General features: G+C 70.7%; 29 protein-coding genes and 1 tRNA gene. 22 read left to right on the top strand and 8 right to left on the bottom strand.

Annotated elements, in window-relative coordinates:
• The first annotated feature begins 336 nt into the window (after nucleotides 1-336).
• The 13 genes from ACWCPN_RS04800 (at nucleotide 337) to ACWCPN_RS04740 (ending at nucleotide 9,858) form a co-directional block, all read left to right on the top strand.
• Nucleotides 337-1,188 carry a helix-turn-helix domain-containing protein gene (locus ACWCPN_RS04800; RefSeq protein ID WP_451203014.1) on the top strand — a complete coding sequence of 284 codons (852 nt, stop codon included), beginning with the start codon at nucleotides 337-339 and terminating at the stop codon, nucleotides 1,186-1,188.
• Between the two features lie 98 nt (nucleotides 1,189-1,286).
• Nucleotides 1,287-1,679 (top strand): ATP-binding protein, encoded by a 393-nt coding sequence (locus tag ACWCPN_RS04795; protein WP_451202427.1) that lies wholly within the window; start codon nucleotides 1,287-1,289, stop codon nucleotides 1,677-1,679.
• Nucleotides 1,680-1,854: 175 nt separating this feature from the next.
• Nucleotides 1,855-2,706, top strand: a complete 852-nt coding sequence (locus ACWCPN_RS04790; RefSeq protein ID WP_451202426.1) for a sigma factor-like helix-turn-helix DNA-binding protein — start codon at nucleotides 1,855-1,857, stop codon at nucleotides 2,704-2,706.
• On the top strand, nucleotides 2,703-3,524 hold the full coding sequence (locus ACWCPN_RS04785; protein ID WP_451202425.1) for an integrase: 822 nt from the start codon (nucleotides 2,703-2,705) through the stop codon (nucleotides 3,522-3,524). Before ACWCPN_RS04790 ends, ACWCPN_RS04785 begins: the two co-directional genes overlap by 4 nt.
• Before the next feature lie 179 nt (nucleotides 3,525-3,703).
• Nucleotides 3,704-4,048, top strand: a complete 345-nt coding sequence (locus tag ACWCPN_RS04780) for an SCO3933 family regulatory protein (RefSeq protein WP_451202423.1) — start codon at nucleotides 3,704-3,706, stop codon at nucleotides 4,046-4,048.
• 5 nt (nucleotides 4,049-4,053) lie between these two features.
• The gene (locus ACWCPN_RS04775) at nucleotides 4,054-5,421 is read left to right on the top strand and encodes an FtsK/SpoIIIE domain-containing protein (protein ID WP_451202421.1); all 1,368 of its coding nucleotides are present in this window, start codon (nucleotides 4,054-4,056) and stop codon (nucleotides 5,419-5,421) included.
• A gap of 88 nt (nucleotides 5,422-5,509) precedes the next feature.
• Nucleotides 5,510-6,223: a DUF2637 domain-containing protein gene (locus tag ACWCPN_RS04770; protein ID WP_451202420.1), complete on the top strand. Its 714-nt coding sequence runs from the start codon at nucleotides 5,510-5,512 to the stop codon at nucleotides 6,221-6,223.
• Between the two features lie 13 nt (nucleotides 6,224-6,236).
• The gene (locus ACWCPN_RS04765; protein WP_061927187.1) at nucleotides 6,237-6,416 is read left to right on the top strand and encodes a mobile element transfer protein; all 180 of its coding nucleotides are present in this window, start codon (nucleotides 6,237-6,239) and stop codon (nucleotides 6,414-6,416) included.
• A 15-nt stretch (nucleotides 6,417-6,431) separates the two neighbouring features.
• Nucleotides 6,432-6,587: a hypothetical protein gene (locus tag ACWCPN_RS04760; RefSeq protein WP_451202419.1), complete on the top strand. Its 156-nt coding sequence runs from the start codon at nucleotides 6,432-6,434 to the stop codon at nucleotides 6,585-6,587.
• A 20-nt stretch (nucleotides 6,588-6,607) separates the two neighbouring features.
• Nucleotides 6,608-6,913, top strand: coding sequence for a SpdD-like protein (locus ACWCPN_RS04755; protein ID WP_451202417.1), 306 nt, complete (start codon nucleotides 6,608-6,610; stop codon nucleotides 6,911-6,913).
• Nucleotides 6,914-7,013: 100 nt separating this feature from the next.
• Nucleotides 7,014-8,366, top strand: coding sequence for a replication initiator (locus ACWCPN_RS04750; RefSeq protein WP_451202416.1), 1,353 nt, complete (start codon nucleotides 7,014-7,016; stop codon nucleotides 8,364-8,366).
• Nucleotides 8,354-8,563 carry an excisionase family DNA-binding protein gene (locus ACWCPN_RS04745; RefSeq protein WP_451202414.1) on the top strand — a complete coding sequence of 70 codons (210 nt, stop codon included), beginning with the start codon at nucleotides 8,354-8,356 and terminating at the stop codon, nucleotides 8,561-8,563. Before ACWCPN_RS04750 ends, ACWCPN_RS04745 begins: the two co-directional genes overlap by 13 nt.
• Entirely contained in the window at nucleotides 8,551-9,858 is a 1,308-nt protein-coding gene (locus ACWCPN_RS04740; protein WP_451202413.1) for a site-specific integrase, read from the top strand. The genes ACWCPN_RS04745 and ACWCPN_RS04740 overlap by 13 nt, the downstream gene beginning before the upstream one ends.
• A 75-nt stretch (nucleotides 9,859-9,933) precedes the next feature.
• Here the strand turns inward: ACWCPN_RS04740 and ACWCPN_RS04735 are convergent.
• From ACWCPN_RS04735 to ACWCPN_RS04725, 3 genes are all read right to left on the bottom strand, one after another.
• Nucleotides 9,934-10,007: transfer RNA gene (locus tag ACWCPN_RS04735), tRNA-Pro, on the bottom strand.
• 66 nt (nucleotides 10,008-10,073) lie between these two features.
• Nucleotides 10,074-10,832 (bottom strand): Pr6Pr family membrane protein, encoded by a 759-nt coding sequence (locus tag ACWCPN_RS04730; RefSeq protein ID WP_451202412.1) that lies wholly within the window; start codon nucleotides 10,830-10,832, stop codon nucleotides 10,074-10,076.
• 130 nt (nucleotides 10,833-10,962) lie between these two features.
• Nucleotides 10,963-11,889: a metallophosphoesterase gene (locus ACWCPN_RS04725; RefSeq protein WP_365121402.1), complete on the bottom strand. Its 927-nt coding sequence runs from the start codon at nucleotides 11,887-11,889 to the stop codon at nucleotides 10,963-10,965.
• Between the two features lie 94 nt (nucleotides 11,890-11,983).
• On the opposite strand from ACWCPN_RS04725, the gene ACWCPN_RS04720 reads away from it, so the two are divergent.
• On the top strand, nucleotides 11,984-12,451 hold the full coding sequence (locus ACWCPN_RS04720; protein WP_199211385.1) for a GatB/YqeY domain-containing protein: 468 nt from the start codon (nucleotides 11,984-11,986) through the stop codon (nucleotides 12,449-12,451).
• Between the two features lie 207 nt (nucleotides 12,452-12,658).
• Here ACWCPN_RS04720 and ACWCPN_RS04715 read toward each other — a convergent pair whose 3' ends face one another.
• The gene (locus ACWCPN_RS04715; protein ID WP_451202410.1) at nucleotides 12,659-14,965 is read right to left on the bottom strand and encodes a transglycosylase domain-containing protein; all 2,307 of its coding nucleotides are present in this window, start codon (nucleotides 14,963-14,965) and stop codon (nucleotides 12,659-12,661) included.
• Nucleotides 14,966-15,499: 534 nt separating this feature from the next.
• On the opposite strand from ACWCPN_RS04715, the gene wblA reads away from it, so the two are divergent.
• The gene (wblA, locus tag ACWCPN_RS04710; protein ID WP_174266212.1) at nucleotides 15,500-15,838 is read left to right on the top strand and encodes a transcriptional regulator WblA; all 339 of its coding nucleotides are present in this window, start codon (nucleotides 15,500-15,502) and stop codon (nucleotides 15,836-15,838) included.
• Nucleotides 15,839-16,288: 450 nt separating this feature from the next.
• Here wblA and ACWCPN_RS04705 read toward each other — a convergent pair whose 3' ends face one another.
• Entirely contained in the window at nucleotides 16,289-17,629 is a 1,341-nt protein-coding gene (locus ACWCPN_RS04705) for an ArsA family ATPase (protein ID WP_451202408.1), read from the bottom strand.
• Nucleotides 17,626-18,603 carry an ArsA family ATPase gene (locus tag ACWCPN_RS04700; protein ID WP_451202407.1) on the bottom strand — a complete coding sequence of 326 codons (978 nt, stop codon included), beginning with the start codon at nucleotides 18,601-18,603 and terminating at the stop codon, nucleotides 17,626-17,628. The genes ACWCPN_RS04705 and ACWCPN_RS04700 overlap by 4 nt, the downstream gene beginning before the upstream one ends.
• Before the next feature lie 195 nt (nucleotides 18,604-18,798).
• On the opposite strand from ACWCPN_RS04700, the gene ACWCPN_RS04695 reads away from it, so the two are divergent.
• From ACWCPN_RS04695 to ACWCPN_RS04680, 4 genes are read left to right on the top strand one after another with little or no spacing between them, the layout of a single operon-like run.
• Nucleotides 18,799-18,963: a DUF4177 domain-containing protein gene (locus ACWCPN_RS04695; RefSeq protein WP_136744038.1), complete on the top strand. Its 165-nt coding sequence runs from the start codon at nucleotides 18,799-18,801 to the stop codon at nucleotides 18,961-18,963.
• Nucleotides 18,960-19,424, top strand: a complete 465-nt coding sequence (locus tag ACWCPN_RS04690) for a RidA family protein (RefSeq protein ID WP_199211388.1) — start codon at nucleotides 18,960-18,962, stop codon at nucleotides 19,422-19,424. Before ACWCPN_RS04695 ends, ACWCPN_RS04690 begins: the two co-directional genes overlap by 4 nt.
• Before the next feature lie 57 nt (nucleotides 19,425-19,481).
• A complete protein-coding gene (locus ACWCPN_RS04685; RefSeq protein WP_199211389.1) occupies nucleotides 19,482-20,411 on the top strand; it encodes an NUDIX hydrolase in 930 nt (309 codons plus the stop codon).
• Entirely contained in the window at nucleotides 20,408-21,238 is an 831-nt protein-coding gene (locus ACWCPN_RS04680; protein WP_451202405.1) for an MBL fold metallo-hydrolase, read from the top strand. Before ACWCPN_RS04685 ends, ACWCPN_RS04680 begins: the two co-directional genes overlap by 4 nt.
• Nucleotides 21,239-21,269: 31 nt before the next feature.
• Here ACWCPN_RS04680 and ACWCPN_RS04675 read toward each other — a convergent pair whose 3' ends face one another.
• Nucleotides 21,270-22,100 carry a nucleotidyltransferase gene (locus ACWCPN_RS04675; RefSeq protein ID WP_451202404.1) on the bottom strand — a complete coding sequence of 277 codons (831 nt, stop codon included), beginning with the start codon at nucleotides 22,098-22,100 and terminating at the stop codon, nucleotides 21,270-21,272.
• A gap of 160 nt (nucleotides 22,101-22,260) precedes the next feature.
• The gene (locus ACWCPN_RS04670; protein WP_199211391.1) at nucleotides 22,261-22,935 is read right to left on the bottom strand and encodes a Crp/Fnr family transcriptional regulator; all 675 of its coding nucleotides are present in this window, start codon (nucleotides 22,933-22,935) and stop codon (nucleotides 22,261-22,263) included.
• A gap of 276 nt (nucleotides 22,936-23,211) precedes the next feature.
• On the opposite strand from ACWCPN_RS04670, the gene nth reads away from it, so the two are divergent.
• The 3 genes from nth (at nucleotide 23,212) to ACWCPN_RS04655 (ending at nucleotide 26,199) form a co-directional block, all read left to right on the top strand.
• Nucleotides 23,212-24,132, top strand: a complete 921-nt coding sequence (nth, locus tag ACWCPN_RS04665; RefSeq protein ID WP_451203012.1) for an endonuclease III — start codon at nucleotides 23,212-23,214, stop codon at nucleotides 24,130-24,132.
• Between the two features lie 52 nt (nucleotides 24,133-24,184).
• Nucleotides 24,185-24,880: an NUDIX hydrolase gene (locus ACWCPN_RS04660; protein ID WP_451202403.1), complete on the top strand. Its 696-nt coding sequence runs from the start codon at nucleotides 24,185-24,187 to the stop codon at nucleotides 24,878-24,880.
• A gap of 119 nt (nucleotides 24,881-24,999) precedes the next feature.
• On the top strand, nucleotides 25,000-26,199 hold the full coding sequence (locus ACWCPN_RS04655; RefSeq protein WP_451202402.1) for a MarP family serine protease: 1,200 nt from the start codon (nucleotides 25,000-25,002) through the stop codon (nucleotides 26,197-26,199).
• The last annotated feature ends 19 nt before the right edge of the window (nucleotides 26,200-26,218 follow it).

The raw sequence follows: 26,218 nt of genomic DNA, 5'->3' as shown, positions 1-26,218 counted from the left end.
CCGCCACGATGAACCCGCGGGCGGCAACGGCGCCCCCTCCATCCCGGTGCCGGCCGATCCCCCGCCGGAGGCACTGTTCTGACCGTGGCCGCGCTATGCGGTGCTCAACTCATGGCCTCCGGCCCAATCCACATGTGGGCGCGCGTCTGCGCAGCCCGGGCGGAGCGGGCCGAAGGCAGGAGCGCCGCGCGGAGCGGAGCCGGGAGCGCGCCCGGCGGAGCGGAGCGCAGCCGGGGCTTGAACCTGTAGGGAGACTTTGAATCACGTCCGTGCTGTTGATCGGTGATGCTGCTCTTGTGTCTGATGGCTGCTGATTCGTGGTGTAGAACCCTGGGCATGGGGAGTGAACGGCGAGAGCGGATAAGGGCGCTTGGGATGCGTCTTCGTGCGCTGCGTGCAGAGGCCGGCCTGACAGGTGCTGTGCTGGCACAGCGGGCCCATGTAGGGCAGCCGACTGTGTCCAAGGTCGAAACCGGGCGCATGGTTCCCAGCCTCGACGTGCTGGATCGGCTCTCGCGTGCCCTCGGCCTCGATGAGTCGACCGCCCGTGAGGTGCGTGACCTCCTGGCCGCGGTGGAGGCAGCTGCGGATTCCGATCAACTGGAAGGCGGCGCGATCCCGGCTGGTGCCGCGGTTGATGATGAGATTCGTTCCGCTCGCCTCGTGCGCTCGTTCCAGTGCGTCGTTCTGCCGGCCATGCTCCAGAGCGCGGAGTACGCCCGGCACGTCTTCGAGAGTGCGCCGAACGCGACGCCTGAGTCGGTCGGCCGGGCTGTTGCCGCCCGTGTGGACCGTCAGAGCGTGCTGTACGAACCGGGGCGGGAGTCGGTGTTCGTGCTGACCGAAGCTGTGCTGCGGACGTGGCCGGGGACCCCGGCGCTGATGCTCGCTCAGCTGGACCGCTTGCTGGCCGTCGAGAGTCTGAGCACCGTGCGGCTCGGGGTCATCCCTTGGCGTCGGCCCGTGCCGGTCCTACCTCGCCATGGGTTCATGTTGTGTGACCGGCGAGCGGTCGTGGTCGAGACGTTCGGCGCTGAGCGGGTGTCGGCCGACTCCGCCGAGGTGGCCTCGTACGAGGAGACGTTCGGCCGCTTCGAGGGGGCTGCGGTCTTTGGAGGCGAGGTGCGGGAGCTGCTGTTGCAGGTGATGAAGGAGTTCCGCGACTTGGGAGACACTCTCACCCCTTAGAGGAATAATTCCTCTAGATGCCTGGCCCGTGAGCCGTTCGTGGGAATACTCTGCCGCTGCGCTGTCTAGTCCCCTAGACGATGGTGGAGGAGTCTCCTATGCGGTCCAAGTGGTGCCGTGCCTTTCCTGGTGTGGCCGAAGAGGTGGCGCATGCCCGTCACTTCGTCGCTGCCCTGCTCGACGGGCACGGCCCCGTCGAGGATGCCGTCCTGGTCGTGAGCGAGCTGGCGACCAATGCAGTGCGGCACTCACTGAGTGGTTCGGCCGGCGGCTGGTTCCTCGTGGTCGTCTGCTTCGGTGGCGGCGATCTCGTGCGTATCGAGGTGGTGGACCAGGGCGGCGAACGCGTGCCGCATCTGTGTGATGTGACCAGTCAAGAAGAGGGCGGGCGCGGGCTGCTGCTGATCGCATCCTGCGCCAAGGACTGGGGCGTGAAGAACTGGCCCGAGGGGCGTTCCGTGTGGGCCGAGCTGGCGCGGGAGGGGGCGTGATAGCGCTCTGTTCGGCAGTGGTCGGCGGTCACTCGGTGGGCGGTGGCAGGTGAGCCCTCGGGGTGTGCCTCGTCGGCGGTCCCGATTCTTCGTGATCAGCGTTCGTACAGGACGGCGCCTCCCGCCCATTCCGTCTAGGGCCCTAGACTCCTGGTTACTTCTAGGAGGTGCGGTCATGTCGGACGAGCTGCAACGGATCACCGCGATCGATGATCCGTACCTGCTGCTGCGTGAGGTCACCAAGAGGCTGGCCGACGCTCAGCAGGAGGTGACCGAGCTTGCCCGGCTTCGCCGCCGTGTGGTCCAGGACCTCCACGCGCAAGGGCTGTCCTATGCGCAGATCGCGGAGAAGGCAGGCCTGAGCCGTGGGCGGATCCACCAGATCCGGCACACCGGCCCGGCACCGGAGGGGGCCTTCCTGGGGGTGGGCGCCGTCACTGTCGTGACTCCGCTCCGGTGGGACGGCGAGAAGAAACGTCCGGTCGTCGCCATGGCCGACATGAACTCCGGCAAGCGACTGGAGGAGCTGGCCAAGTCCTATGGGCTTGCCGTCAGCTCCAGTCACGTGCTGGTGAACGGTGAGATCGACCTGAATCGTGACGGCCTGATCGTCGTCTGCGGGCCGGCCATGTCCCAGGCTATGAGCGCCCTGTACGCCCAGGACCCGGTACTCGGCTGGGAGCGTACGGAGGGTGAACCGTGGGCGCTGGTCGACCGGCGCACCGGCGCCAAGTACCACGCAGGAGCGGACATCGAGCCGCACCGCCCGCACGACGTCGGATATCTCGGCAGGCTGCCCCGACCGGACGGCAACGGTTCGGTGCTCGCCATTGCCGGCATCCATACGGCAGGCTCCCTCGGTGTGGTCCACCTGCTCACCTCGGACCTCAACACGCTCTGGGGGCAGGTGGGCGAGCGTCACTTCTCCACGCTGGTGAGCGTCGAGTACGACCCCGAAACCGACGAGCCCCAATCCGTGGAATTGCTCTGCCCCCTCTACCTGCACGACGAGGAGGCGACGGCGTGAACGTCGTCCTCGGCTCGCAGCCGGCCGACTTGGGACGGGAAAACGAGGACTTCGCCGCCGCCTCTTTCGGCGCGGCCGTTCTCCTCGACGGCGCTGGCGTGGCCGGGGCGGAGACCGGATGCGTGCACGGCATTGCCTGGTTCTCCTGGACGCTGGGCGGGCTGCTGCTGGCTGACATCGCGGCGCACCCCGCCCGGCCGCTTGCCGACTGTCTCGCCGACTCGATCCGAACGGTCCGTTCCCTGCACGAGGACACATGTGACCTGGCTTATCGGGCCAGTCCGACCAGTACGGTCGTCGCTGTCCGGGCCGAGGCGGGAGCTCTGGAGTACCTCGTCCTTGGTGACTCGACCCTCCTCCTCGCCGAGGCGGACGGGAGTACGGCCGCGATCACCGACCAGCGCTTGGACGACGTGGGCAAGCGGCTGCGTGGACCGGTCGACGCACTGCCTACCGGCTCACCCGAACACTCCGCTGCCCTCGCGCAATACCGGGACGCACTTACCAGCCTGCGTAACCAGCCAGGCGGTTTCTGGATCGCGGGCCCCGACCCGCGAGCGGCCGAGCATGCCCTGACGGGGACGGTGTCGCTCGATTCACTGGCCTCCGTGACGCTGCTGAGCGATGGCGCGACACGACTCGTCGACAGCTTCGAACTTGCCGACTGGAAAGAGGTGTTGGGCATCCTCAACTCGTCGGGGCCGGATGGGTTGATCCGCCGCGTTCGTGCAGCCGAGGCCGACGATCCCAACGGTCGGCGCTGGCCGCGGGGGAAGACCTGCGACGACGCGACCGCGCTGCACTGGGTCATGTCCTAGCGCGGCCAGCAGCTTCGAGACACGCTCGTATACCCCCCTAGACAGTTGACGGTGTGTCGGTTACGGTTGTCGTCAACCCCCCTAGACAGTCCCGGGCGGCGACGCCCCTTGTTGTCTAGGGGGGTATCCAATCCGGCTCGGCGTCCGTAAGGGCGCCCGACCCAAGTGAGGTTCCCTTCATGCGCGTCATCCCCGTCGACACTTCGGCCGCCACTCTGCTCGTCACAAAGCTGCCCGAGGTCAAGGTCAAGGACCGGCAGACCGGTGAGGTGGCCGTGGACCCGGTGACCAACGACCGGCTCATGGTCCTGGAGCTGGTGTTCATCGCTGAGGGCGGTTCGGACATGATCAAGGTCACCGTTCCCGAAAAGGGCATCGGTGAGGGCCTGGTAATGGGTTCGCCGGTCTTCCTGTCCCGTCTGGTGGCACGGCCGTGGGAGAGCGAGTTCGGCGGACGCGCCCGGCACGGCATCGCCTACCGGGCGGACGCGGTCATGGTCGGCACCCCGGCGGCGCGGGGCTGAGTGCCATGACTGATGCCCTGTGGGTTCTGCTGCTGTTACTGCTGGTGGTGGCCGCGCTGGTCGCGGTGCGCCGTCGGCTGCCGGTCCTGTTCTGGTGGCTGGTCGGGTATCCGGTCGTCACGCTGCGGGTGCTCACCTCGTACCGGGCCACCATGGACGCCTGCGGCCTGACGGTGCCGGCCTCAACAGTTCGCCGGGCCACCGCCCGGATGATGGGGCGGCAGGCTGCCCCTGTACCGCCGCGCCGGTCGCTGCCCCGGCCAACCGGGTCCGGGCTCGTGATGCGGCTGCGCATGGCGGCCGGGCAGGCACCCGAGGACTTCACCGCCTCGGCTGACCGACTGCGGCACGCCTGGGGCGCGCACGCCGTGCACGTCCGCCCCACCAAGCCGGGACGGCTGGAGCTGCGGCTCGTCGGCTGGGACGTCCTCGCCGACGTCCGGCCCGCGCGTCGGTGGCTGCAGACCGGACCGCTGTCCCTACCGCTGGCACTGCGTGAGGACGGCCACTGGCACGTCCGGGACTTCCGCACCGTGCCCCACGAACTCATCCTCGGCGCCACGCAGTCGGGCAAATCCGTGTACCTGCGCAACCTGCTGTGCGGGCTGGCCCGGCAGCCCGTCGCGCTCGCCGGCATCGACTGCAAATGGGGCGTCGAACTGGCCCCGTTCGCGCCCCGTCTGTCAGCGCTCGCCGATACGCCAGACAGTGCGAACGACCTCCTGGACGTCCTGGTGGAGGAGATGGAGGCGCGGTTCCGTCTGATCGGCATTACGGGCGGGGCCGGTCCGGACGCCGTGCTCACCTCGGACGTGTGGGGCTTGCCGGAGAAGGTCCGGCCGGTGCCGGTCGTCGTTGTCGTCGACGAGGTGGCCGAACTCTTCCTCGCCGCGAGCAAGGACGACGAGAAGCGGCGGGACGCCATGGTCACCAAGCTCATCCGCCTCGCCCAGCTCGGCCGGGCAGCCGGCATCTACCTGGAGGTGTGCGGACAGCGCTTCGGCGCCGAACTCGGCAAGGGCGCCACCATGCTCCGCGCCCAGCTCACCGGCCGGGTCTGCCACCGCGTCAACGACGAGACCTCCGCCAACATGGCACTCGGCGACATCGCACCCGAAGCGGCGCTTGCCGCTACCTCCATCCCGGCCGAACGGCCCGGCGTCGCGGTGGTCGGCGACTCCTCCGGCGGCTGGTCCCGCGTCCGCTCGCCCCACCTCACCCTCAACGACGCGGCGGCCGTCTGCCGCGACACTTCGGCCCTGGTGCCGGAACTGCCCCGGCTCGACTCCTTCCGGCCCGTCGTCGCCAAAGAGCTCGCGGGTCCTTCCCCGGCCGCACCTATCGCGCCCACCGCTCGCCCGGTGACCGAGTAACGCGCTCTCCCTCTCCAACGGTCGGCGTGACCGCCTCGCGCCACGTCCCTACCCCTGCCATGCCCGAAACCGGAAGGAAGCCGAGCCGATGCGAGCCCACCTGGCCAGAGTGGACGCCGTGGTCGTCCAGGCCGTCATCGCGGGCGCCCTGTCCTTCTCCCACCTGCACGACCTCGCCGCCGCGGCCGGACAGGGCGGCTGGAAGGCGTGGGCCTACCCGGTGAGTGTCGACCTGCTGCTGGTCGCAGCCTGGCGCCGGATGCGCCAGCAGCAGCAAGCGGGGCAGACGGCAGGAAGCCCGCGGCTGTGGTTCCTGGTGGCCCTGGCCGCATCCCTCGGCGCCAACATCACCACCGCCGGCTTCCTCGACCTGGACCACGTACCGGCCTCGCTTCGCGTGGTCGTCGCGGGCTGGCCCGCCGTCGCCTTCTTCGGCGGAACGCTGCTGGCCCACGCTCCGCATGGTGCGGAAGCGCCGGCGGCCCCGGTCCCCTCCTCGATGACGCACACAGATGCGGAGCCGCCCCCTGCCCCGACGGCCGTCGAGGGGCCCGACCGGGACGCACTTCCGCTGCCTCCCTCCGGCCTCGAACCGGCTGCGGAAGTCAACACCGAGCCGGTCGCCACTCCGCCCCCGGCTCCCTCCGTCGCCGTCGCCCTGCCGCCCGCCCTGGTTGACCGCGTACGGGCCCTGGCCGAGGAACACCGCTCGGCCACGGGTCACCCGGCCGACCCCGACGCCGTACGCGCTCGGCTCGGCCTGCCTCCGTCCATGACCGCGTCCGTCGCCGCTCACCTCTGAGAGGAGCACCACCGTGAACCGGCGCTTCCGCAACGTCCGCCGCATAGGCCCCGTCAACGTCGCCTCCTACGTCGACCGAGGACGCAACCGCCACCTGGCCGCCTGCACCGCACCCCGCTGCGACTTCTCCGCCGAGTACGACTCCCGCGCCGCCGCCGAACTCGCCGCCCGTACCCACCGCTGCCCGGCCTGACAGGAGACCACCGCAATGAACGTTCCGCTCTGGCTCGCTCTGCTCATCGTTGGGGTCCTCGGCGTCAAGCTCATCCGCCCGCCCTGGTGGCTCATCGCCGTCCTGCTCCTCGGCGGCTACCTCCTCGCCGACAGCCTGCTCGCCCCCGTCATCAACAGCTTCCTCAAGTGACCCGCGAAGGAGATCCGTTCATGTTGCGTCCGAAGGTCCCGACCATGCCTCAGCCCACCGGCCTCCTCGTCCCGTCCGCCGTGGTCGAACCGTCCACCATCGCGCCGGGCGTTCTGGCTCCGTCGCCGGCCACCGCAGCACCGGCCCCGTTCCGCTCGGCCAACCGGCTCACGCCTGGCACCGCGCTCGCTCTCATCGGCGGCGGCACCGCCGTGGTCCTGGTCGTCGGCGCCGTCCTGGTCAGCGTGCTTCTCGCCGTCGCCATCACCGCCACGTCCGTGGCCGTCTGCGCCGTCGTCATCCGCTCCATCCTCACCCGCCGCTGACCTCATCGTTCCGCGCGCTCGGCCTGCCCTCACTGTCTAGCCCCCTCGACAGGTCGGGCTCACGTACCGAATGTCCGCCCCTGCAAGGAGGAACCCGCACATGCGCCCTGCGGCTCCGACCGCAGCCATCCGCCAGCTGGCAGCACTCGCCCAGCACGGCGACCTCAGCTCCTACGCACGCCAGATCCAGCGCCTCGGTGGCTGCGAGCGTCCCGTCCGGATGGAGGGCCACCGGCTCGACGTCCACGCCGCCACTGGTGAGATCGTTCGCGAGATCACCGACCGCGACCTTCCCGCCGGACAGCTCCTCATCCGCTGCAACAACCGCCGCGCAACCCGATGCGCCTCCTGCGCCGAGATCTACCGCAAAGACACCTTCCACCTGGTCACCGCCGGACTGAGCGGCGGCAAGGGCATCGGCCCGGCCGTCGCTCAACACCCTCGCGTCTTCGCCACCTTCACCGCCCCGTCCTTCGGCCCCGTCCACAACTGGCCCGGCGGCGGCCGGTGCCGCTGCGGACGCCTCCACCCCGACGACGACCCCGCCCTCGGCACTCCACTCGACCCAGACCGCTACGACTACCGCGCGGCCGTTCTTTGGAACGCGCACGCCGGGGCACTGTGGGCCCGCTTCACCACCTACCTGCGCCAGCACCTTGCATCCCGTGCAGGCATCAAGCGCACGGAGCTCCGTCACTGCCTCAAGGTCTCCTACGCCAAGGTCGCCGAGTACCAGCGGCGCGGCGCAGTCCATTTCCACGCCGTCATCCGCCTCGACGGCCCGGACGGCGCCGACGATGCCCCGCCGGCCTGGGCCACCACGGAACTGCTCACCGACGCGATCCGCTCCGCCGTCGGCCTCGCCGAGGCACCCGGCCCCGTCCTCGACGGCCAGACCTACGCCTTCCGCTTCGGCGAACAGCTCGACATCCGCCCCATCCGCTCGGCCGACTTCGCGGGCACCTCGGAACTGTCCAGCCGCGCCGTGGCCGCCTACATCGCCAAGTACGCCACCAAGGGCGCCGAGACCGCCGGCACCCTGGACCGCCCTATCCGCAACCCGAGCACTGATCTGATCGGCTCGGGCGTCACCGACCACGCCCGGCGGATGATCCTCACCTGCTGGCACCTCGGCGCTCTGCCCGAACTCGAGCCTCTGCGTCTGCGCAAGTGGGCGCACATGCTCGGCTTCCGCGGCCACTTCTCCACCAAGTCGCGCGCGTACTCCGTCACCCTCGGCGCTCTCCGCCAAGAGCGCGCCGACCACAACGAAGCGCTCTCCCGCGAACGTGCGGTCATGGCAGGTCACCCGTTGCCCGACCCGGACACCGTCCTAGTCCTCTCCTACTGGCGCTTCGCCGGGACCGGTCTGACCGCCGCAGAGACATGGCTCGCCGCCACTCGCAAGGCCAACCCCGAAACCAAAGGAGGACCGACCACATGCCCTCGGTGACGATCCAACGGAAGTGGTACACGACGGCCGAGGTCGCCGAGATGCTGGGCTTCAGCCTGTCCAAGACCAAGATGCTTGTGCTCACGGGTGAGATCCGCTCGGTAAAGATCGGCCGCAACCGCCGTATCCTCCCGGACTGGGTCGACGAATACGTCAGCCGTTGCGCCTCCGAAGCCGTCGCGGGTTGGTCGGCGTGAGCGGAAAGCGGGGCAACGGCGAGGGGTCCATCTACCCATACCGAAACGGCTTCGCGGCTTACGTCTGGGTGACCACCCCGGACGGAAACCGCAAGCGCAAGTACGTCTATGGCCCTACCCGTAAGGACGTGCACGAGAAGTGGCTCAAGCTTCACGCCGAGGCCAAGAAGGGGCCGGTGGAGACCAATACACCGACGCTCACGAACTACCTGGCGTACTGGCTAAAGGAGGTCGTGGAACCCAACCTCCGGCCGCTTACCGCCGCCACGTACGAGACGACCGTGCGCCTGTACATCGCCCCGCTCCTCGGTGCCAAGCGGCTTGACCGGCTGACCGTTCAGGACATGCGGGGCTGGCTCAACAAGCTTGCCGATACCTGCCAGTGCTGCGCGCAGGGCAAGGACGCCAGGCGGCCCGAGGAGCGGCAACGCTGTTGCGCCAAGGGGGAGTGCTGCCGGCAGACGCTGTCGAAGCGCTCGGTCAACGACGCCCGGACGATCCTGCGCAGCGCGCTGACCAACGCGATGGTGGAGGAGCGCATCTCGAAGAACGTCGCCCAGCTGGTGAAGGTGCAGCGGGCTCGGCGCAAGCGGCCGGACCCTTGGTCGGTCGAGGAGGCGTGCTCCTTCCTGGAGAACGCGCAGACGTGGCGCGACTACCTCTACGCCGCGTACGTGCTGATCCTCGTCTTGGGGCTGCGCAAGGGTGAGGTCCTGGGCCTCACCTGGTCCGACGTAAACCTGGACACGGGGGAGCTGCACATCCGCCACCAGCTGCAGCGCGTTCGCCGGCGCCTGCTCCACACCGACACGGCCAAGACAGAGGCGTCCGAGGCGGTGCTTCCGCTGCCGGACATCTGCTTGGCGGCGCTTCGGCTCCGTAAGAAGGAGCAGGAGGTGGCGAGGGAGCGGGCCGCCGATCTCTGGACGGAATCCGACCTCGTCTTCACCACCCGCAACGGCACCCCGGTGGAGCCGCGGAACTTCACCCGCGAGTTCGACCGCCGCTGCGAGCGTGCCGGCGTCCGGCGGATCCGCGTGCACGACACCCGCCACACGTGTGCCTCGCTTCTGGCTGCCCTCGACGTCCACCCTCGGATTGCGATGCAGATCCTCCGCCACTCTGAGATCGCGGTGACCATGGAGGTCTACACGCACGTTCCCTCGGCGGACACCAGGCGAGCCCTCCGGAAGCTCGGGAAGGCTCTGGGCGGCAGCAAGCGGAAGGACGGCAAGAAGAAGGGCAAACGCGATCAGGAGGAGCAGCCGGACGGGGATGGCCGTCAAGAGCCATAACGGTTGCTGTACTCCGCTGCTGTACAAACACTCAGAGGCCCATTCACGATCACGTGAATGGGCCTCTGACCAGCGTCGGGGTGGCGGGATTTGAACCCACGACCTCTTCGTCCCGAACGAAGCGCGCTGCCAAGCTGCGCTACACCCCGATGTCGCTGCTTCTCGCGGCGACGTCGTTTACTTTAGCCCACTGGTGGCTGGAGACGAAATCCGGTTTAGCCGCGGTGGCGGACCGGGGTCGGGCGGGCGTGGTCCAGGGCTACCAGGAGGACTGCCAGGGCGTACATGGCGAGGCCGATGAGGAGGGCGTTCGCCAGGGTGTCGCGGTAGCCGTGGGTCTGCGCGTCCAGGAAGGGATAGAGGTAGCGGGCCGGGGTGGAGGGGGACCGGAGGGCGCCCTGGGTGAGGTAGAAGGCCAGGTAGGCCAGGGGGTAGAGGAGCCAGGTCGCGGTGTGGCGCAGGCGCAGGCGGGCCGCGGGGGTGAGCAGCAGCCAGTCCAGCAGAGCCGCCAGCGGGGCCACCGTGTGGAGGAGTTGGAGCGCTGCCCACTGGGCGTGCCAGCGGGCGGGGGGCGGGGCCGCGTCCGTCATGGTGAACGGGGGCGTGGCGTGGGCCAGCAGCATCTGGTACGTCAGTGCGGTGATCACGGCGTAGAGGAGGGCGGCGCCGGTCACGGACGCGGGCAGGGGGCGGCGGGTGCGCCAGGCCCTGGAGGCCGACGAGAGCATGACGACGGCCAGCAGGATGTTGGCCTGGACGCTGAAGTAGCTCAGGGTCCGGGCCGGGGTGCCGAGGAGCAGTTCCAGGGCTACGCCGGCGGCCGCCGCGAGGGCGACCAGGAGTCGGAACACCGCTGCCAGGGGGCGGTGCGTCGGGCCCACCACCGCTGTGGCCGGGACCGGGGCGGGCAGCAGGAGGGGCGGGCCGGGCACCGCGGGCAGGTCCGGGATGTCCCTGGGTATCGGGGCGGTCATGCCCTCACGCTAGGCAGGGGGGATGTATGGGGCCATATGGGGCAGTCCGAATGGGTTCGCGCCCGCTGTGGTCCGCCGTTCCGCCGTTGCCGGCCGGGGGCGCCTGTGTGGGGCGCCCCCGGCCCACGTATTACTCCCGCCCCACCAGCGTCAGCAGCGTCGCCTCCGGGGGACAGGCGAAACGGATGGGGGTGTAGCGGTTGGTGCCGCAGCCCGCCGAGACGTGCAGGAAGGACGTGCGGCCCTCCGCCGTGTGCCGGGACAGACCCTTCACGCGGTCCGTGTCCAGGTCGCAGTTGGTGACCAGGGCGCCGTAGAAGGGGATGCAGAGCTGGCCGCCGTGGGTGTGGCCGGCCAGGACCAGGGGATAGTCGTCCGCCGTGAAGGAGTCGAGGACGCGCAGGTAGGGGGCGTGGACGACGCCCATCGAGAAGTCGTACGAGCCGGAGGGGCCGCCCGCCACCTGTGCGTAGCGGTCGCGCTTGATGTGCGGGTCGTCCAGGCCGGTCAGCTCGATCGACACGCCCTCGACCTTCAGGACGCCCCGGGTGTTGGTCAGGTTCAGCCAGCCCGCCGCGTCGAAGCCGTCCCTGATGTCCTCCCAGGGATTGTGGATCACGCCGACGGCCGGCGGGTTGCCGTTCAGGCCGTGCCGGCCGCTCGCCTTCTCCAGCAGGTAGCGGGCGGGGTTGCGGAGCCTCGGGCCGTAGTAGTCGTTGGAGCCGAAGACGTACGCGCCCGGGAACTCCATCAGCGGCCCGAGCGCGTCGAGCACCTCGGGGACGCCCTCGGGGTCGGAGAGGTTGTCGCCCGTGTTGATCACGAAGTCCGGGCGCAGCCCAGCCAGCGACTGCAGCCAGCGCTGCTTCTTGCGCTGGCCGCGCACCATGTGGATGTCGGACACCTGGAGCACGCGCAGCGGGCCCATGCCCGGCGGGAGGACCGGGACCGTCACTCGTCGGAGCCGGAACGAGCGGACCTCGAAGCCCGCCGCGTAGGCCACACCGGCGGCCCCTGCCGCCATGATTCCCAGGGGTACTCCGTATCGCGCGCGCATACGACCATCGTGTCAGACACCGCGGGGGGCCCAGGACCGGCCGCCCGCAAAATCGGTGGGCGACCGTGCCCCGGGACCTGAGAGAATCGGCCCCATGACCACCACGCTCAAGTCGAAGCTGCAGGACGACCTCAACGCCGCGATCAAGGGGCGCGACGAGCTCCGCTCCTCGACGCTCCGGCTGACGCTCACCGCGATCACCAAGGAAGAGGTCTCGGGCACGGAGAAGCGCGAGCTCTCCGACGACGAGGTGCAGAAGGTGATCACCCGCGAGGCCAAGAAGCGCCGTGAGGCGGCCGAGGCCTTCGCGCAGGGCGGCCGCGCCGAGCAGGCCGAGCGGGAGAAGGCGGAGGGCGAGGTCCTCGCCGCGTACCTGCCGAAGCAGCTCGGCGACGACGAGCTGAACGCGATCGTCGCCCAGGCCGTCGAGGAGGCGAAGGCGGGCGGCGCCGAGGGCCCGCGGGCCATGGGCGCCGTGATGAAGATCGTGAACCCGAAGGTGGCCGGCCTGGCCGAGGGCGGCCGCGTCGCCGCCGCGGTGAAGAAGCTGCTCCAGGGCTGATCCGGAGCCGATCCGAAGCCGATCCGAAGCTGATCCAAGGCTGCGACGCGGACCGGTCCCCGGCAACGTGGACCGGTCCCCGGCAACGTGGACCGGTCCCCGGCGGCGCGGACCCGCGTCCGGCACGGCACGCACGACGGCGGGGCCGCACCCTCTCACCGAGGGTGCGGCCCCGCCGTTTCACAGCCGGCGCGTCACGGAAGGGGCCTAGCCCCGGTGCCCCCCGTTGCCGTTCCCGTGCGTGCCACCGCTCGTCTGGCCCTCGATGAAGTTGCCGGGGAGGGAGAAGGTCGGGGTCGGGGCGGTGCCGCCGGTGTCAGCGCCCTGGCTTGTTCCCCCGTCCGTCAGTCCGCCGATCAGGCCCCCGAGTGCTCCCCCCGTGTTGTCCCGGTTTTTGTCGCGTCCCCCCTGATCGCCTTTTCCCTGGTCACCACCGTCCCCCTGGTCGTCGGGAATGTCGACCAGCTGGAAGTCCGGGGCGTCCTTGCCGACGAGGGCGCCGGCCATGGCGTCCCGCCAGATCGGACCGGGGACCTGACCACCGAAGACGAGATCGCGGTAGACGCCGCCGATCCTGATCCCGGTCATCTTCACGTTCTGCTTGGCGCTGCCCACCCAGACGGCGCCGGACATGTTGGGGGTGTAGCCGACGAACCAGGCGTTCTTCCGCTCGTCGGTCGTACCCGTCTTGCCCGCGCTCTCACGGTCGTTCAGGCCCGCCTCCTGACCGGTACCGGAGTCGACCACGCCGCGCAGCAGGGTGTTGACCGTGTCGGCGGTCTTCTCGCTCATCGCGCGTGAGCAGGTGGACTTGGGCACCTCGAGCGACTTCTGCTCGTTGCCGACCTTCTGCACGATCGACTCGATGGCGACCGGCGTGCAGTACATCCCGCGGGACGCGAAGGTGGCGTAGGCGCCGGCCATGGTCAGCGGGGAGAGGCCGATCGAACCGAGGGCGATCGACGGGGTCTCCGGGAGCTTCGAGCCGTCGCCCTGCACCACGTGCAGCGCGTCGGTCATCTTCACCACCGGGCACAGACCGATGTCGGAGATGAGCTGCACGAAGTAGGTGTTGATGGACTTGGCCATCGCCTCCTTCATGCGGTACGGGCCCTTCTCGGACTCGTTCTCGTTCTCGACCGTCTCGTTCTTGGTGTTGACGTACGGGTTGCTGCTGCACCGCTGGACGGGGCTCGGATAGTTCATCTTGTACGGCGCCGAGTACTCCTGCGTCGCCGGTTTGCCGCCCTCGATCGCGGCCGCCGCCACGAACGGCTTGAACGTCGAACCGGTCGGGAAGCCGTAGTTCGAGCCGCCCAGGTCCCGGTTGACCGAGAAGTTGTACTCCGTCTCGTTGTTGCCGTAGCCGAACGGCTTCGACTGCCCCATGGCCAGGACCTTGCCCGTGCCGGGCTCGACCAGCGTGGCGGCCGCGGCGACCTTGTCGGACTTGTAGACGTGCTCCTTGAGCGAGGCCTGGACGGAGTCCTGGGCCTGCGGGTCGAGCGTCGTACGGATGGTCAGACCGCCGCGGTTCCAGAGCTTGGCGCGCTCCTCGCGGGTCTTGCCGAAGGTCTCGTCGGTCAGGAAGAGGTGCTCCACGTACTTGCAGAAGAACGCGGAGCCCTTGGTGGCGGTGATGCAGCCGTTCTTCGGCTGGCTGACGTGCAGTCCGAGCGGCTGCTCCTTGGCCCGGTCGGCCTCCGCCTGGGAGACGTTGCCGACCTCCGCCATGCGCTGCAGCACGGTGTTGCGCCGTTTGGTGGCCTCGGCCTCGTCGTTCACCGGGTCGTAGCGGCTCGGGGACTGCACGATGCCGGCCAGCAGCGCCGACTCCTGGAGGTTCAGGTCCTTGGCGTGCTTGGAGAAGTAGCGCTGGGCGGCCGCCTCCACGCCGTATGCCTGCTCGCCGAAGAAGGTGATGTTCAGGTAGTTCTCGAGGATCTTCTTCTTGCCGAGCTTCTCCTCGATCTGGATCGCGTACTTCAGCTCCCGGACCTTGCGGCCGAGGGTCTGCTGGGTGGCCTCGGCGACCTTCGTCGGGTCGTCACCGGCCTCCTCGATGAAGTAGTTCTTCACGAGCTGCTGGGTGAGCGTGGAGGCGCCCTGGGAGACGCCGCCGCTCTGCGCGTTCTTGTTCACGGCGCGCAGCACGCCCTTGAGGTCGATCGCGCCGTGCTTGTAGAAGCGCGAGTCCTCGATCGCGACGATCGCCTTCTGCATGTACGGCGAGATGCTCTTGAGGTCCACCACCGTGCGGTCACGGGAGTAGACGGTCGCGATCTGGTCCCCCCGGCTGTCCAGTATGGTCGTGCGCTGGCTGAGCTGGGGGCTCTTGAGGTTGGCCGGGATCTCGTCGAAGCCCTTGACCGAGCCCTTGGCCGCTAGGCCCAGCGCGCCGGCCGCGGGCAGCGCGATGCCCGCCATCACGGCTCCCGCGAGCACACTGACACCGAGGAACTTGGCGGCCTGCTGCGTTGCCGACAGGCCACCGCTCGAGCGCTTCTTTGCCATGGGGGCAGCCTAATCCGTACTTATGAGCGTTCCGAGGGAGCGGCCCTCCGTCGGGATGTTCGGGTGCCGGATCGTGACGTGCGCGCCCCTGGTCCGGCGGATCGCGGCTCCTGTCACGGCATGGCAAAGCAAGGGCCTACGTTCTCATTCGCCGGACAGGCGCACAGGCCTTGGCCTAAGCTGCTCGTAACTGTCACAGCGGCGCGGCCACACATCAATACGTCCGGCGAACCCGAATCGTTCCGGAAGTACCCCTGAATTTCCCGCGGGGCGTGTCCGATTCCGCCTCGTGTGTCACCTGGCGCCCGCTGTGGCGCACCACAGCCGTCCCGGTATGCCGGGATGGTCGCGCATGTCGTCAGCTCACTCCCCCGGGTGATCTGCCGCTTACCCATAGTCCGTTCGGACCATTCAAGATTGGGCCCGAAGGGGGTGTTGCGCTGTCCCCGCCTTCCGTAACGTCCTCAACTGGCGGCGGTGAATATGCCGCTGCCGCCGTGGGGGAGCCTCGATTCGGGAGAGGACGGCGCCGGTATGGGCTGGGTAACCGACTGGAGTGCGCAGGCCGCCTGCCGCACTACCGATCCGGATGAACTGTTCGTGCAGGGAGCAGCGCAGAACAGGGCCAAGGCGGTGTGCACCGGATGTCCGGTACGCACGGAATGCCTGGCGGATGCGCTGGACAACCGCGTCGAGTTCGGCGTGTGGGGAGGCATGACGGAGCGGGAGCGCCGCGCACTGCTGCGCCGGCGGCCCACCGTGACGTCCTGGCGCAGGCTGCTGGAGACCGCGCGCTCGGAGTACGAGCGCGGCGCGGGCATCGTGTCCCTCGACAGCGACGAGGTGTACGAGAACTACGCGGCGGTCAGCTGACGGCAACGCCCCCGGTGTCGCCCTGGTGCCACTCAGAGCGAGCACGGTCGAGGCGAGCGTGGTCGAGGCGACGGCCGCTCGAGGAGCGGCCTCGGCCCCGTGCCGCCCGACAGGTGCGTGCCGGTGTGGCGATATCCGCTGGTCAGACAGTCGTCGGGCCGATGAACGGCATTGGCCCGTCGGAGTGGCAACGGCCTGGCGCGGCGCTGAACAGGGTGCCGCTCCGGCGGTGGCAGCCCGACGGGGCGTAGGTGGCAAGCGCCACGTGCGCCCGTCATCCGGGTGTGCGACGCGCACGCCCGCCGATGAGCGCCCGGGCGCGCGACATATCCGCGCGTCGCCCATCCATGCCTGCCGTGGGCGCCACGCGCACGCGACAGCTCCGTGCGCGCCCGCCGCGGAGTTCACGTGCACGGCCGCCGCGGCCGCGTGCACGTCCCCGCGGCCGCGCTACGACAGTTCCGTACGTCCCGCCGCCAGCCGGTCGCCGATGTCGCGCAGACCGGTGAGGTCGTGCACGTCACCGGGGAGCGCGGGCACCTCGACGACCGCCACCTCGGGATGACGGGCGAGGAAGCGGTCACGCGTGTGTTGCTCGCGCGAGAGCAGTTGCATGCGCTCGGCGTGCAGTCTCAGCAGGCCTGCGGTCAGCTGGTCCACAGTCCGCTCCGGGTCCGAGGCGGGGGAGCCGTCGTCGGTGCCGGCGGGGGAGCCGTTGTCCGGAGCCGATGGTGTGGCAGCGGGAGATTCTGAACTGCCTTGTGTGTCGGGAGAGTTACGAAGTCCAGCTTTCCCGTCCCCCTGATCCACAATGCGGGGGTCCTCAAGATTTTCCGCGGCGTCGAGTGCCCGCTCCGCCGACAGCCGGCCGGCGCCGCTGCCGTGGACCCGGTTGAGCACCAGCCCCACCAGCGGCATGTCCTCCGCGTCCAGCCGCTCCACGAAGTACGCCGCCTCGCGCAGCGCGTCCCGCTCCGGCGCCGCCACCACCAGGAACGCCGTGCCGGGCGCCTGGAGCAGCTTGTACGTGGCGTCCGCGCGCGTGCGGAAGCCGCCGAAGGTGGTGTCCATCGCGGCCACGAACGTCTGCACGTCCTTCAGCAGCTGACCGCCGAGCAGCTTGCCCAGGGTGCCGGTCATCATCGACATGCCGACGTTGAGGAAGGCCATCCCCGCGCGGCCGCCCAGCTTGGCCGGAGCGGTCAGCAGCCGGATCAGCCGGCCGTCCAGGAAGGAGCCGAGCCGCTTGGGCGCGTCCAGGAAGTCCAGCGCCGAGCGGGACGGCGGGGTGTCGACCACGATCAGGTCCCACTCGTCCCTCGCCCGGAGCTGCCCCAGCTTCTCCATCGCCATGTACTCCTGCGTGCCCGCGAAGCCCGCCGAGAGCGACTGGTAGAAGGGGTTCGCCAGGATCGCGGCCGCCCGCTCCCGGTCCGCGTGCGCCTCCACGACCTCGTCGAAGGTGCGCTTCATGTCGAGCATCATCGCGTGCAGCTCGCCGTCGCCCTCGGTGCCCTTGACCCGCCGGGGCACGTTGTCGAGGGAGTCGATGCCCATCGACTGGGCGAGCCGGCGGGCCGGGTCGATGGTGAGGACGACCACCTTGCGGCCCCGCTCCGCCGCCCGCAGGCCCAGCGCCGCGGCGGTCGTCGTCTTGCCGACGCCGCCCGAGCCGCAGCACACCACGATCCGGGTGTCCCGGTCGTCCAGCAGCGGATCGACGTCCAGCACGCGCGCGGGGGAGAGATGAGGTCGGGCGGCGTCCTGCGCCTCGGCCGGGTCCGGACTCATGACAACCCCTGCTTCCGCAGCTCGGTGGCGAGTTCGTACAGGCCCGCGAGGTCCATGCCCTCCGCGAGCAGCGGCAGTTCGTGCAGCGGCAGCTCCAGTTCGCCGAGGACCGCGCGCTGCTCCTCCTCCAGCGCGTGTCGCTCGGCGTACTCCGCGGCCTGCTCCAGCAGCGGGTCCACCAGCCGCTCGGCGTGCCCGCCGCGCCGCGCCCCGCCGAGCCCGGCGGCCGACAGGGACCGCGCGACGGAGGTGCGCGGCACGGTCCGCACGAGTTCCAGGTCCGCCGCGTCCAACACCCGCGGCCGGACCATGTTCACGATGACCCGGCCCACCGGCAGCCGCGCCGCGCGGAGTTCGGCGATCCCGTCGGCGGTCTCCTGGACCGGCATCTCCTCCAGCAGCGTCACCAGGTGCACCGCCGTCTCCGGCGACTTCAGCACCCGCATCACCGCCTGCGCCTGATTGTGTATCGGGCCGATCTTCGCGAGTCCGGCGACCTCGTCGTTGACGTTGAGGAACCGGGTGATGCGACCGGTGGGCGGCGCGTCCATCACGACGTAGTCGTACAGGAACCGTCCCGCCTTGTCCTTGCGGCGGACCGCCTCGCACGCCTTGCCGGTCAGCAGGACGTCCCTGAGACCCGGCGCGACCGTGGTGGCGAAGTCGATCGCGCCGAGCTTCTTCAGCGCCCGGCCCGCGCCGCCGAGTTTGTAGAACATCTGGAGATAGTCCAGAAGGGCGAGTTCGGGGTCGATGGCGAGGGCGTACACCTCCCCGCCACCGGGTGCGACCGCGATCTTCCGTTCCTCGTAGGGCAGCGCATCAGTCTCGAAGAGCTGTGCGATGCCTTGCCGACCCTCGACCTCCACGAGAAGCGTCCGCTTCCCCTCGGTCGCGAGGGCCAGCGCGAGTGCGGCGGCGACCGTCGTCTTGCCGGTCCCGCCCTTGCCGCTGACGACCTGGAGCCTGCTCACGTATTCGAGCCTAACCAGTCCGGCCGACGGCCACGCGGCAGGCTGTGGACAACCGTGCTCCCGGCAGGCCTCCACGACCCCTGCCCGCCGTCCTCGTGCCCCGCGTCCGCCGCCACCCTGCCCGGTCCCCGCCGCGGGCGGCGAAGCCCGTGGTCGGCCGCCTGCCCGGGTGACCACAGCGGCTACAGTCGGCCCATGACCAAGAAGTGGGAATACGCGACCGTGCCGCTGCTCGTCCATGCCACGAAGCAGATCCTGGACACCTGGGGCGAGGACGGCTGGGAGCTCGTCCAGGTCGTGCCCGGGCCCAACAACCCCGAGCAGCTCGTGGCCTACCTGAAGCGGGAGAAGCAGGCGTGAGCGCGGTCGAGGAGAAGCTGGCCGAACTGGGCCTGACCCTGCCGGAGGTCGTGCCGCCGCTGGCCTCGTACCAGCCGGCCGTGCAGTCCGGCGTGTACGTCTACACCGCCGGCCAGCTCCCGATGGTTGAGGGGAAGCTGCCGGTCACCGGCAAGGTGGGCGCCGAGGTCACGGCCGAGGAGGCCAAGGAACTGGCCCGCACCTGCGCGCTGAACGCGCTGGCCGCCGTGAAGTCCGTCACCGGCGACCTGGACCGCATCGCGCGCGTGGTGAAGGTCGTCGGCTTCGTCGCCTCGGCCGCGGACTTCACCGGGCAGCCCGGTGTCGTCAACGGCGCCAGCGAACTGCTCGGCGAGGTGCTCGGCGACAAGGGCGTGCACGCCCGCAGCGCGGTGGGCGTCGCGGTGCTGCCGCTGGACGCCCCGGTGGAGGTCGAGATCCAGGTCGAGCTCGCTCAGTAGCCGCTCCGACCTCGGGCGCCTCTCGAACATTCGCCCTACACGGGATAGCCTCCGGCCATGGCGAACGGTCAGTGGTACCCCCCGGAGTGGCCCGACCGCATCCGCGCGCTCGCGGACGGCACCCTCGCACCGGTGTCCCCGAAGCGCGCGGCCACCGTGCTGCTCCTGAAGGACACTCCGGCCGGTCCGGCCGTCCACATGCTGCGCAGACGCGCCTCCATGGCCTTCGCCGGAGGCGCGTACGCGTATCCCGGCGGCGGTGTCGACCCGCGTGACGACGACCGCCTGGTCCGCTGGGCCGGTCCCACGCGCGCGTGGTGGGCCGAGCGGCTGGGCGTCGACGAGAGCGGCGCCCAGGCCGTCGTCTGCGCCGCCGTGCGGGAGACGTACGAGGAGGCGGGCGTCCTGCTCGCCGGCCCCGACGCCGGCTCGGTCGTCGGCGACACCACCGGGGACGACTGGGAGGCGGACCGCGCCGCGCTGGTCGCGCGCGAGCTGTCCTTCGCCGAGTTCCTGGACCGCCGCGGCCTGGTGCTCCGCTCCGACCTGCTGGGCGCCTGGACCCGCTGGATCACCCCGGAGTTCGAGTCCCGCCGCTACGACACCTGGTTCTTCGTGGCCGTCCTGCCCGAGGGCCAGCGCACCCGCAACGCCTCCACGGAGGCCGACCGCACGGTGTGGATCCGCCCCGAGGAGGCCGCCGCCGGGTACGACAAGGGCGAGCTGCTGATGATGCCGCCCACCATCGCCACCCTGCGTCAGCTCCTGCCGTACGACACGGCGGCCGGGGCGCTCGCGGCGGCGCCGGCGCGGGACATGACGCCGGTACTGGCCAGGGCCCGCCTGGTGGACGGCGAGATCGTCCTGTCCTGGCCCGGGCACGACGAGTTCACCAAGCACGTCCCGACGAGTGGGACGGCCGCCGCAGGGGCACCTGGGACGGAACGCGAGACGACGGCTCCGAGCACCGGAGGAGGCCCCGCATGACGGACGCAGCAGCCCTGCCCGGTCAGCCCCGGGGCGGTGTCCTCACGGGGCCGGCGACCGAACGCGCCGTCAACGTGCTCGCGCCCAACGCCTCCGCGATGACCCTGGACGGCACCAACACCTGGATCGTCGCCGAGCCCGACTCCGACCTGGCCGTGGTGATCGACCCGGGGCCGCTGGACGACGGCCACCTGAGCGCCGTCGTCGACGCGGCCGAGAAGGCCGGCAGGCGAATAGCCCTGACGCTCCTCACCCACGGCCATCCCGACCACGCCGAGGGCGCCGCCCGGTTCGCCGAACTGACCCGTACGCGCGTGCGTGCCCTCGATCCGGCGCTGCGGCTCGGCGACGAGGGGCTCGCCGCCGGTGACGTGATCACAGTCGGCGGACTGGAGCTGAGGGTCGTGCCGACCCCCGGGCACACCGCGGACTCGCTGTGCTTCCACGTCCCGGCAGACCGGGCGGTCCTGACCGGGGACACCATCCTCGGGCGGGGCACGACCGTCGTGGCCCATCCCGACGGCCGCCTCGGCGACTACCTGGACTCCCTGCGCCGCCTGCGCTCCCTCACCGTGGACGACGGCGTCCACACGGTCCTGCCGGGCCACGGACCGGTGCTGGAGGACGCCCAGGGGGCCGTCGAGTTCTACCTCGCCCACCGCGCCCACCGCCTCGCCCAGGTCGAGACGGCCGTAGAGGACGGCTACCGCACCCCCGGCCAGGTCGTCGCCCATGTGTACGCCGACGTGGACCGCTCCCTGTGGCCGGCGGCGGAGCTGTCGGTGCGGGCCCAGATGGACTACCTCAGCGAGCACGGGCTCATCTAGCGGGCCCGCGGGCGGCCTCTCGTCGCCGCGCTCAGGGCCGGTCGCCGGGGCGGGGAGCCTTCACGCCGTGCACGCGCGCGTACTCCGCGGCGAGCCAGGGCCCGAGGTCGTCCACGTACGACCGCAGCACGTCCGGGTCGCCCACGGGCTCGTAGCCGTACTCCGCCGCCCGAAGCATCTGCGCGGCCCGCTCGGGACGGTGGGCGCCGAACGCCGCGGCCATCTCGCGAAGGTCGCTGGTCCAGCCCCGCCAGCAGGGCATGACGAGGGTGAAGCCGGTGCGCACGAGGTGCCGGGACATGAAACGGACGAGCGGCCGCCGCGCCTCCTCGGTGTCGGCCGCCCGCTCGATGCGCTCGCGCCAGCGCGGCAGCAGCAGGGCGAGGTCGCCGTTGGTCTCCCGGGCCAGCAGGGAGTCCGGACGGTACCGGGGCAGGTGCGCGGCGAGATCGTCCCCGAGCAGCGGGGTGCACAGACAGGCGACGAACCAGCCCAGGTCGTGCCGCTCCAGGTCGCTCAGCAGCCGCGCCCGCCCGTACAGCAGCGTGCCGACCCCGTCGATCTGCCGGAACTCGTCGTCGAGCGCTTCGCCGAAGGCCCGGACGGCCTCCCGGTCGGCGTCCGCCGGCTCCTCGCGCAGCGCCAGCAGCAGATCGAGGTCGCTGCGTCCCACACGCGCGGTGCCGCGCGGGACCGACCCGTAGAGGTACGCACTGTGCAGCCGCGTCCCGAGGAGGCCCGGCAGCCGGTCGCGCACGGCGTCCACGACGGGGCGGAACGCGTCCGGCACGAGCGCGAGGGAGCCCTCACGGACGAGGTACCCCCGGGCGTCGAGTCCGGGACGGTGCACGGTGTCAGGCATGCGTTCACTGTGCCCGGAGCGGGCCGCCGGGGCAGGTGATTTACGGCGCGGAGGATCACGGCCGGGCGCCGGCGGGGCGCCGGGCCGCGCCGTCGGCCGGCCCCCGCGGGCATGCGAAAGGCCCTGTCGCGGGACAGGGCCTCACGCGCGTGTACGGCGGTCAGCGGGACCGCTTGGCCAGTCGCTCCACGTCCAGCAGGATCACGGCCCGCGCCTCCAGGCGGAGCCACCCGCGCCCGGCGAAGTCCGCCAGCGCCTTGTTCACGGTCTCGCGCGAGGCGCCGACGAGCTGGGCCAGCTCCTCCTGCGTGAGGTCGTGGACGACGTGGATGCCCTCCTCGGACTGCACGCCGAAGCGGCGGGAGAGGTCCAGCAGGGCGCGCGCGACACGGCCGGGGACGTCGGAGAAGACGAGGTCGGACATGGCGTCGTTGGTCTTGCGCAGTCGCCGGGCGACGGCGCGCAGCAGGGCGCCGGCCACCTCCGGACGGACGTTCAGCCAGGGCTGGAGGTCGCCGTGGCCGAGGGCGAGCAGCTTGACCTCGGTGAGCGCGGTCGCGGTCGCGGTGCGCGGGCCCGGGTCGAACAGCGAGAGCTCGCCGATCAGCTCACTCGGGCCGACGACGGCGAGCATGTTCTCGCGGCCGTCGGGAGACGTGCGGTGCAGCTTCACCTTGCCCTCGGTGACGACGTACAGCCGGTCACCGGGGTCGCCCTCGTGGAACAGTGAGTCACCGCGTGCGAGGGTCACCTCACTCATGGAGGCGCGGAGCTCCGCGGCCTGCTCGTCGTCGAGCGCCGCGAAAAGCGGATTGCGCCGCAGAACGTCGTCCACGAGTTCTCTCCCTTGTCGACCTGCTCAGGGGACCATGATCCCCCGTGTACCAGGGGACCGTGTTCCCCGTTTTGCCGGGCGGTCCAAACAGTGTGATCTGTCACAAGGATGCCGCACAGATGTCCCGGGGTACGCGGCAGGGGTCCAATCGGGGGCCGATCCTCCGGGTCCGGGGCGGATGTCGGTGCCGGGCTTTAGGCTGGCCGGGTGTCCAAAACGCCGGTGAGAGCACAGGGCAAGGGGGCTGCACGGGTGGTTGCACGTCGTGATTCCGCTGTGGGCGAACAGAGTTCCGGCGGTAGTAGTAAAAGCGACAAATCGGCTGAAAAGGTCGCACCGGCGAAGAAGGCGGTGGCGGCCAGGAAGGCCGTGCCGGTGAAGAAGACCGCGCCCGTCAGGAAGGTCGCCGTGAAGCCCCCGGCCGGTGAGTCCCGCACCGCGCTCGTCCGCCGAGCCCGCCGCATCAACCGCGAACTCGCCGAGGTCTACCCCTACGCCCACCCGGAGCTGGACTTCGAGAACCCCTTCCAGCTCCTGGTCGCCACGGTCCTGTCGGCCCAGACCACCGACCTGCGGGTCAACCAGACCACCCCGGCCCTCTTCGCCAGGTACCCGGCGCCCGAGGACCTCGCGGCGGCCAACCCGGAGGAGGTCGAGGAGATCCTCAGACCCTGCGGTTTCTTCCGGGCCAAGACCAGGTCGGTCATAGGGCTCTCGAAAGCCCTCGCCGAGGACTTCGGCGGCGAGGTGCCCGGCAGACTGGAGGACCTGGTCAAGCTGCCCGGCGTCGGCCGCAAGACCGCCTTCGTCGTCCTGGGCAACGCCTTCGGGCGGCCCGGGATCACCGTGGACACCCACTTCCAGCGGCTGGTGCGACGCTGGCAGTGGACCGAGGAGACCGACCCCGACAAGATCGAGGCGGCCGTGGGCGCGCTGTTCCCCAGGAGCGACTGGACCGACCTCTCCCACCACGTGATCTGGCACGGCCGCCGCATCTGCCACGCCCGCAAACCGGCCTGCGGCGCCTGCCCCATCGCCCCGCTCTGCCCCGCCTACGGCGAGGGCGAGACCGACCCGGACAAGGCGAAGAAGCTCCTGAAGTACGAGAAGGGCGGCCTCCCGGGCCAGCGCCTGAAGCCGCCGCAGGCCTACCTCGACGCCGGCGGCAGGCCCGCGCCGCCGCTGGGGGCCGGATGACGGAACGATCTCGGTGCCCTCGGGCGTTGGACACGGCAGGACGGGGGTGGCGATGACATACACGCACGACACGCACAAGGGGCCGGTGACCCTGAGCGAGGAGGGCCTGCCCGAGTGGCTGGACCCGGTGGTGCGGGCGGCGCGGACGGTCCAGCCGCTCCAGCTCAGCCGCTTCCTGCCGCCGGAGAACGGCTCGGGCCGGCAGTCCGCCGTGCTGATCCTCTTCGGCGAGGGCGAACGCGGACCCGAACTGCTGCTCATGGAGCGGGCCGGCTCCCTGCGCTCCCACGCCGGCCAGCCGTCCTTCCCGGGCGGCGCCCTCGACCCGGAGGACGGCGATCCGGAGGGCAACGGGCCGCTCAGGGCCGCGCTGCGCGAGGCCGAGGAGGAGACCGGCCTGGACCCGTCCGGTGTGCAGCTCTTCGGCGTGCTGCCCGCGCTCTACATCCCGGTCAGCGGCTTCGTCGTCACCCCCGTGCTCGGCTGGTGGCGCGAGCCCAGCCCGGTCGGCGTCGTCGATCCCAACGAGACGGCCCGCGTCTTCACCGTCCCCGTGGCGGATCTCACGGACCCCGCCCACCGGGCCACCGCCGTCCACCCCAGCGGCCACCGGGGCCCGGCATTCCTGGTCGAATCGGCCCTGGTCTGGGGTTTCACCGCCGGAGTGATCGACCGTCTGCTGCACTACGCGGGCTGGGAGCGCCCCTGGGACCGGGACAAGCAGGTCCCGCTCGACTGGCGGTCATGACAGGGTGATCCCCGAGCTGTGTTCGCCCGAGGGCAGTGACGCCGGCGGCCGCGCCGCGGGCCCTCGGGACCCCGGCCGAGGCTGCTGGGACCGGAGTGGAGTAGGCGAGGCCTGAAGCAGTGAACGTGCTGGACATCCTGTTGCTGGCCGCGGCCGTGTGGTTCGCGGTCGTGGGCTACCGCCAGGGCTTCGTCGTCGGCATCCTGTCGGTGATCGGGTTCCTCGGCGGCGGCCTCGTCGCCGTGTACACGCTGCCCGTCATCTGGGAGGCGGTCTCCGACACGGCCCAGGTGAGCACCACCGCCGCCGTCGTCGCCGTGGTCGTCGTCATCGTCTGCGCCTCCGTCGGGCAGGCGCTGACCACCCACCTCGGCAACAAGCTGCGCCGCTACATCACCTGGTCCCCGGCCCGCGCCCTGGACGCCACCGGCGGCGCCCTCGTCAACGTCGTCGCGATGCTGCTCGTCGCCTGGCTGATCGGCTCCGCCCTCGCCCAGACGACCCTGCCGACACTGGGCAAGGAGGTCCGCAACTCCAAGGTGCTGCTCGGCGTCTCCGAGGCGCTGCCCGCGCAGGCCGACACCTGGTTCCAGGACTTCACCTCGGTCCTCGCCCAGAACGGCTTCCCGCAGGTCTTCAGCCCCTTCTCCAACGAGCCGATCAAGGACGTGGAGCCGCCCGACCCGGCCCTGGCGAACAGCGCGGTCGCCGCCCGCGCCCAGCGGTCCATCGTCAAGGTCACCGGCACCGCGCAGAGCTGCGGCAAGGTCCTCGAGGGCAGCGGCTTCGTCTTCGCCGACCGGCGCGTCATGACCAACGCGCACGTCGTCGGAGGCGTCGACGAGCCCACCGTCCAGATAGGCGGAGTGGGCCGCAAGTACGACGCGAAGGTCGTCCTGTACGACTGGAAGCGCGACATCGCCGTCCTCGACGTACCGGACCTCGACGCGAACGCCCTGAAGTTCAGCACCCAGGACGCGTCCGGCGGCGACGGCGCGATCGTCGCGGGCTTCCCGGAGAACGGCTCCTACGACGTGCGGGCCGCGCGGGTCCGCGGACGCATCACCGCCAACGGCCCGGACATCTACCACCGCGGCACGGTCGGCCGGGACGTCTACTCCCTGTACGCGACCGTCCGCCAGGGCAACTCCGGCGGCCCGCTGCTCACGCCCGACGGCAAGGTCTACGGCGTGGTGTTCGCCAAGTCCCTCGACGACGCCGACACCGGCTACGCCCTCACGGCGGACGAGATCCAGCAGGACATCAGCCGGGGCCGCACGGCGAACCAGCAGGTGGGAACCGACAGCTGCGCCCTGTGAGCCCGAAGACGCGGGGACC

The sequence above is a fragment of the Streptomyces sp. NPDC002386 genome (assembly GCF_053593175.1).
This window is presented reverse-complemented; position numbering and strand designations above follow the sequence as displayed.

Coding starts and splice junctions, on each gene's coding strand:
- ACWCPN_RS04725 (WP_365121402.1), bottom strand. CDS start 11,889: ATGCGCGCGCGATACGGAGTACCCCTGGGAATCATGGCGGCAGGGGCC.
- ACWCPN_RS04750 (WP_451202416.1), top strand. CDS start 7,014: ATGCGCCCTGCGGCTCCGACCGCAGCCATCCGCCAGCTGGCAGCACTC.
- ACWCPN_RS04675 (WP_451202404.1), bottom strand. CDS start 22,100: ATGCCTGACACCGTGCACCGTCCCGGACTCGACGCCCGGGGGTACCTC.
- ACWCPN_RS04680 (WP_451202405.1), top strand. CDS start 20,408: ATGACGGACGCAGCAGCCCTGCCCGGTCAGCCCCGGGGCGGTGTCCTC.
- ACWCPN_RS04705 (WP_451202408.1), bottom strand. CDS start 17,629: ATGAGTCCGGACCCGGCCGAGGCGCAGGACGCCGCCCGACCTCATCTC.
- ACWCPN_RS04660 (WP_451202403.1), top strand. CDS start 24,185: ATGACATACACGCACGACACGCACAAGGGGCCGGTGACCCTGAGCGAG.
- ACWCPN_RS04780 (WP_451202423.1), top strand. CDS start 3,704: ATGCGCGTCATCCCCGTCGACACTTCGGCCGCCACTCTGCTCGTCACA.
- ACWCPN_RS04720 (WP_199211385.1), top strand. CDS start 11,984: ATGACCACCACGCTCAAGTCGAAGCTGCAGGACGACCTCAACGCCGCG.
- wblA (WP_174266212.1), top strand. CDS start 15,500: ATGGGCTGGGTAACCGACTGGAGTGCGCAGGCCGCCTGCCGCACTACC.
- ACWCPN_RS04760 (WP_451202419.1), top strand. CDS start 6,432: ATGAACGTTCCGCTCTGGCTCGCTCTGCTCATCGTTGGGGTCCTCGGC.
- ACWCPN_RS04695 (WP_136744038.1), top strand. CDS start 18,799: ATGACCAAGAAGTGGGAATACGCGACCGTGCCGCTGCTCGTCCATGCC.
- ACWCPN_RS04795 (WP_451202427.1), top strand. CDS start 1,287: ATGCGGTCCAAGTGGTGCCGTGCCTTTCCTGGTGTGGCCGAAGAGGTG.
- ACWCPN_RS04730 (WP_451202412.1), bottom strand. CDS start 10,832: ATGACCGCCCCGATACCCAGGGACATCCCGGACCTGCCCGCGGTGCCC.
- ACWCPN_RS04790 (WP_451202426.1), top strand. CDS start 1,855: ATGTCGGACGAGCTGCAACGGATCACCGCGATCGATGATCCGTACCTG.
- ACWCPN_RS04755 (WP_451202417.1), top strand. CDS start 6,608: ATGTTGCGTCCGAAGGTCCCGACCATGCCTCAGCCCACCGGCCTCCTC.
- ACWCPN_RS04775 (WP_451202421.1), top strand. CDS start 4,054: ATGACTGATGCCCTGTGGGTTCTGCTGCTGTTACTGCTGGTGGTGGCC.
- ACWCPN_RS04770 (WP_451202420.1), top strand. CDS start 5,510: ATGCGAGCCCACCTGGCCAGAGTGGACGCCGTGGTCGTCCAGGCCGTC.
- ACWCPN_RS04685 (WP_199211389.1), top strand. CDS start 19,482: ATGGCGAACGGTCAGTGGTACCCCCCGGAGTGGCCCGACCGCATCCGC.
- ACWCPN_RS04745 (WP_451202414.1), top strand. CDS start 8,354: ATGCCCTCGGTGACGATCCAACGGAAGTGGTACACGACGGCCGAGGTC.
- ACWCPN_RS04715 (WP_451202410.1), bottom strand. CDS start 14,965: ATGGCAAAGAAGCGCTCGAGCGGTGGCCTGTCGGCAACGCAGCAGGCC.
- ACWCPN_RS04800 (WP_451203014.1), top strand. CDS start 337: ATGGGGAGTGAACGGCGAGAGCGGATAAGGGCGCTTGGGATGCGTCTT.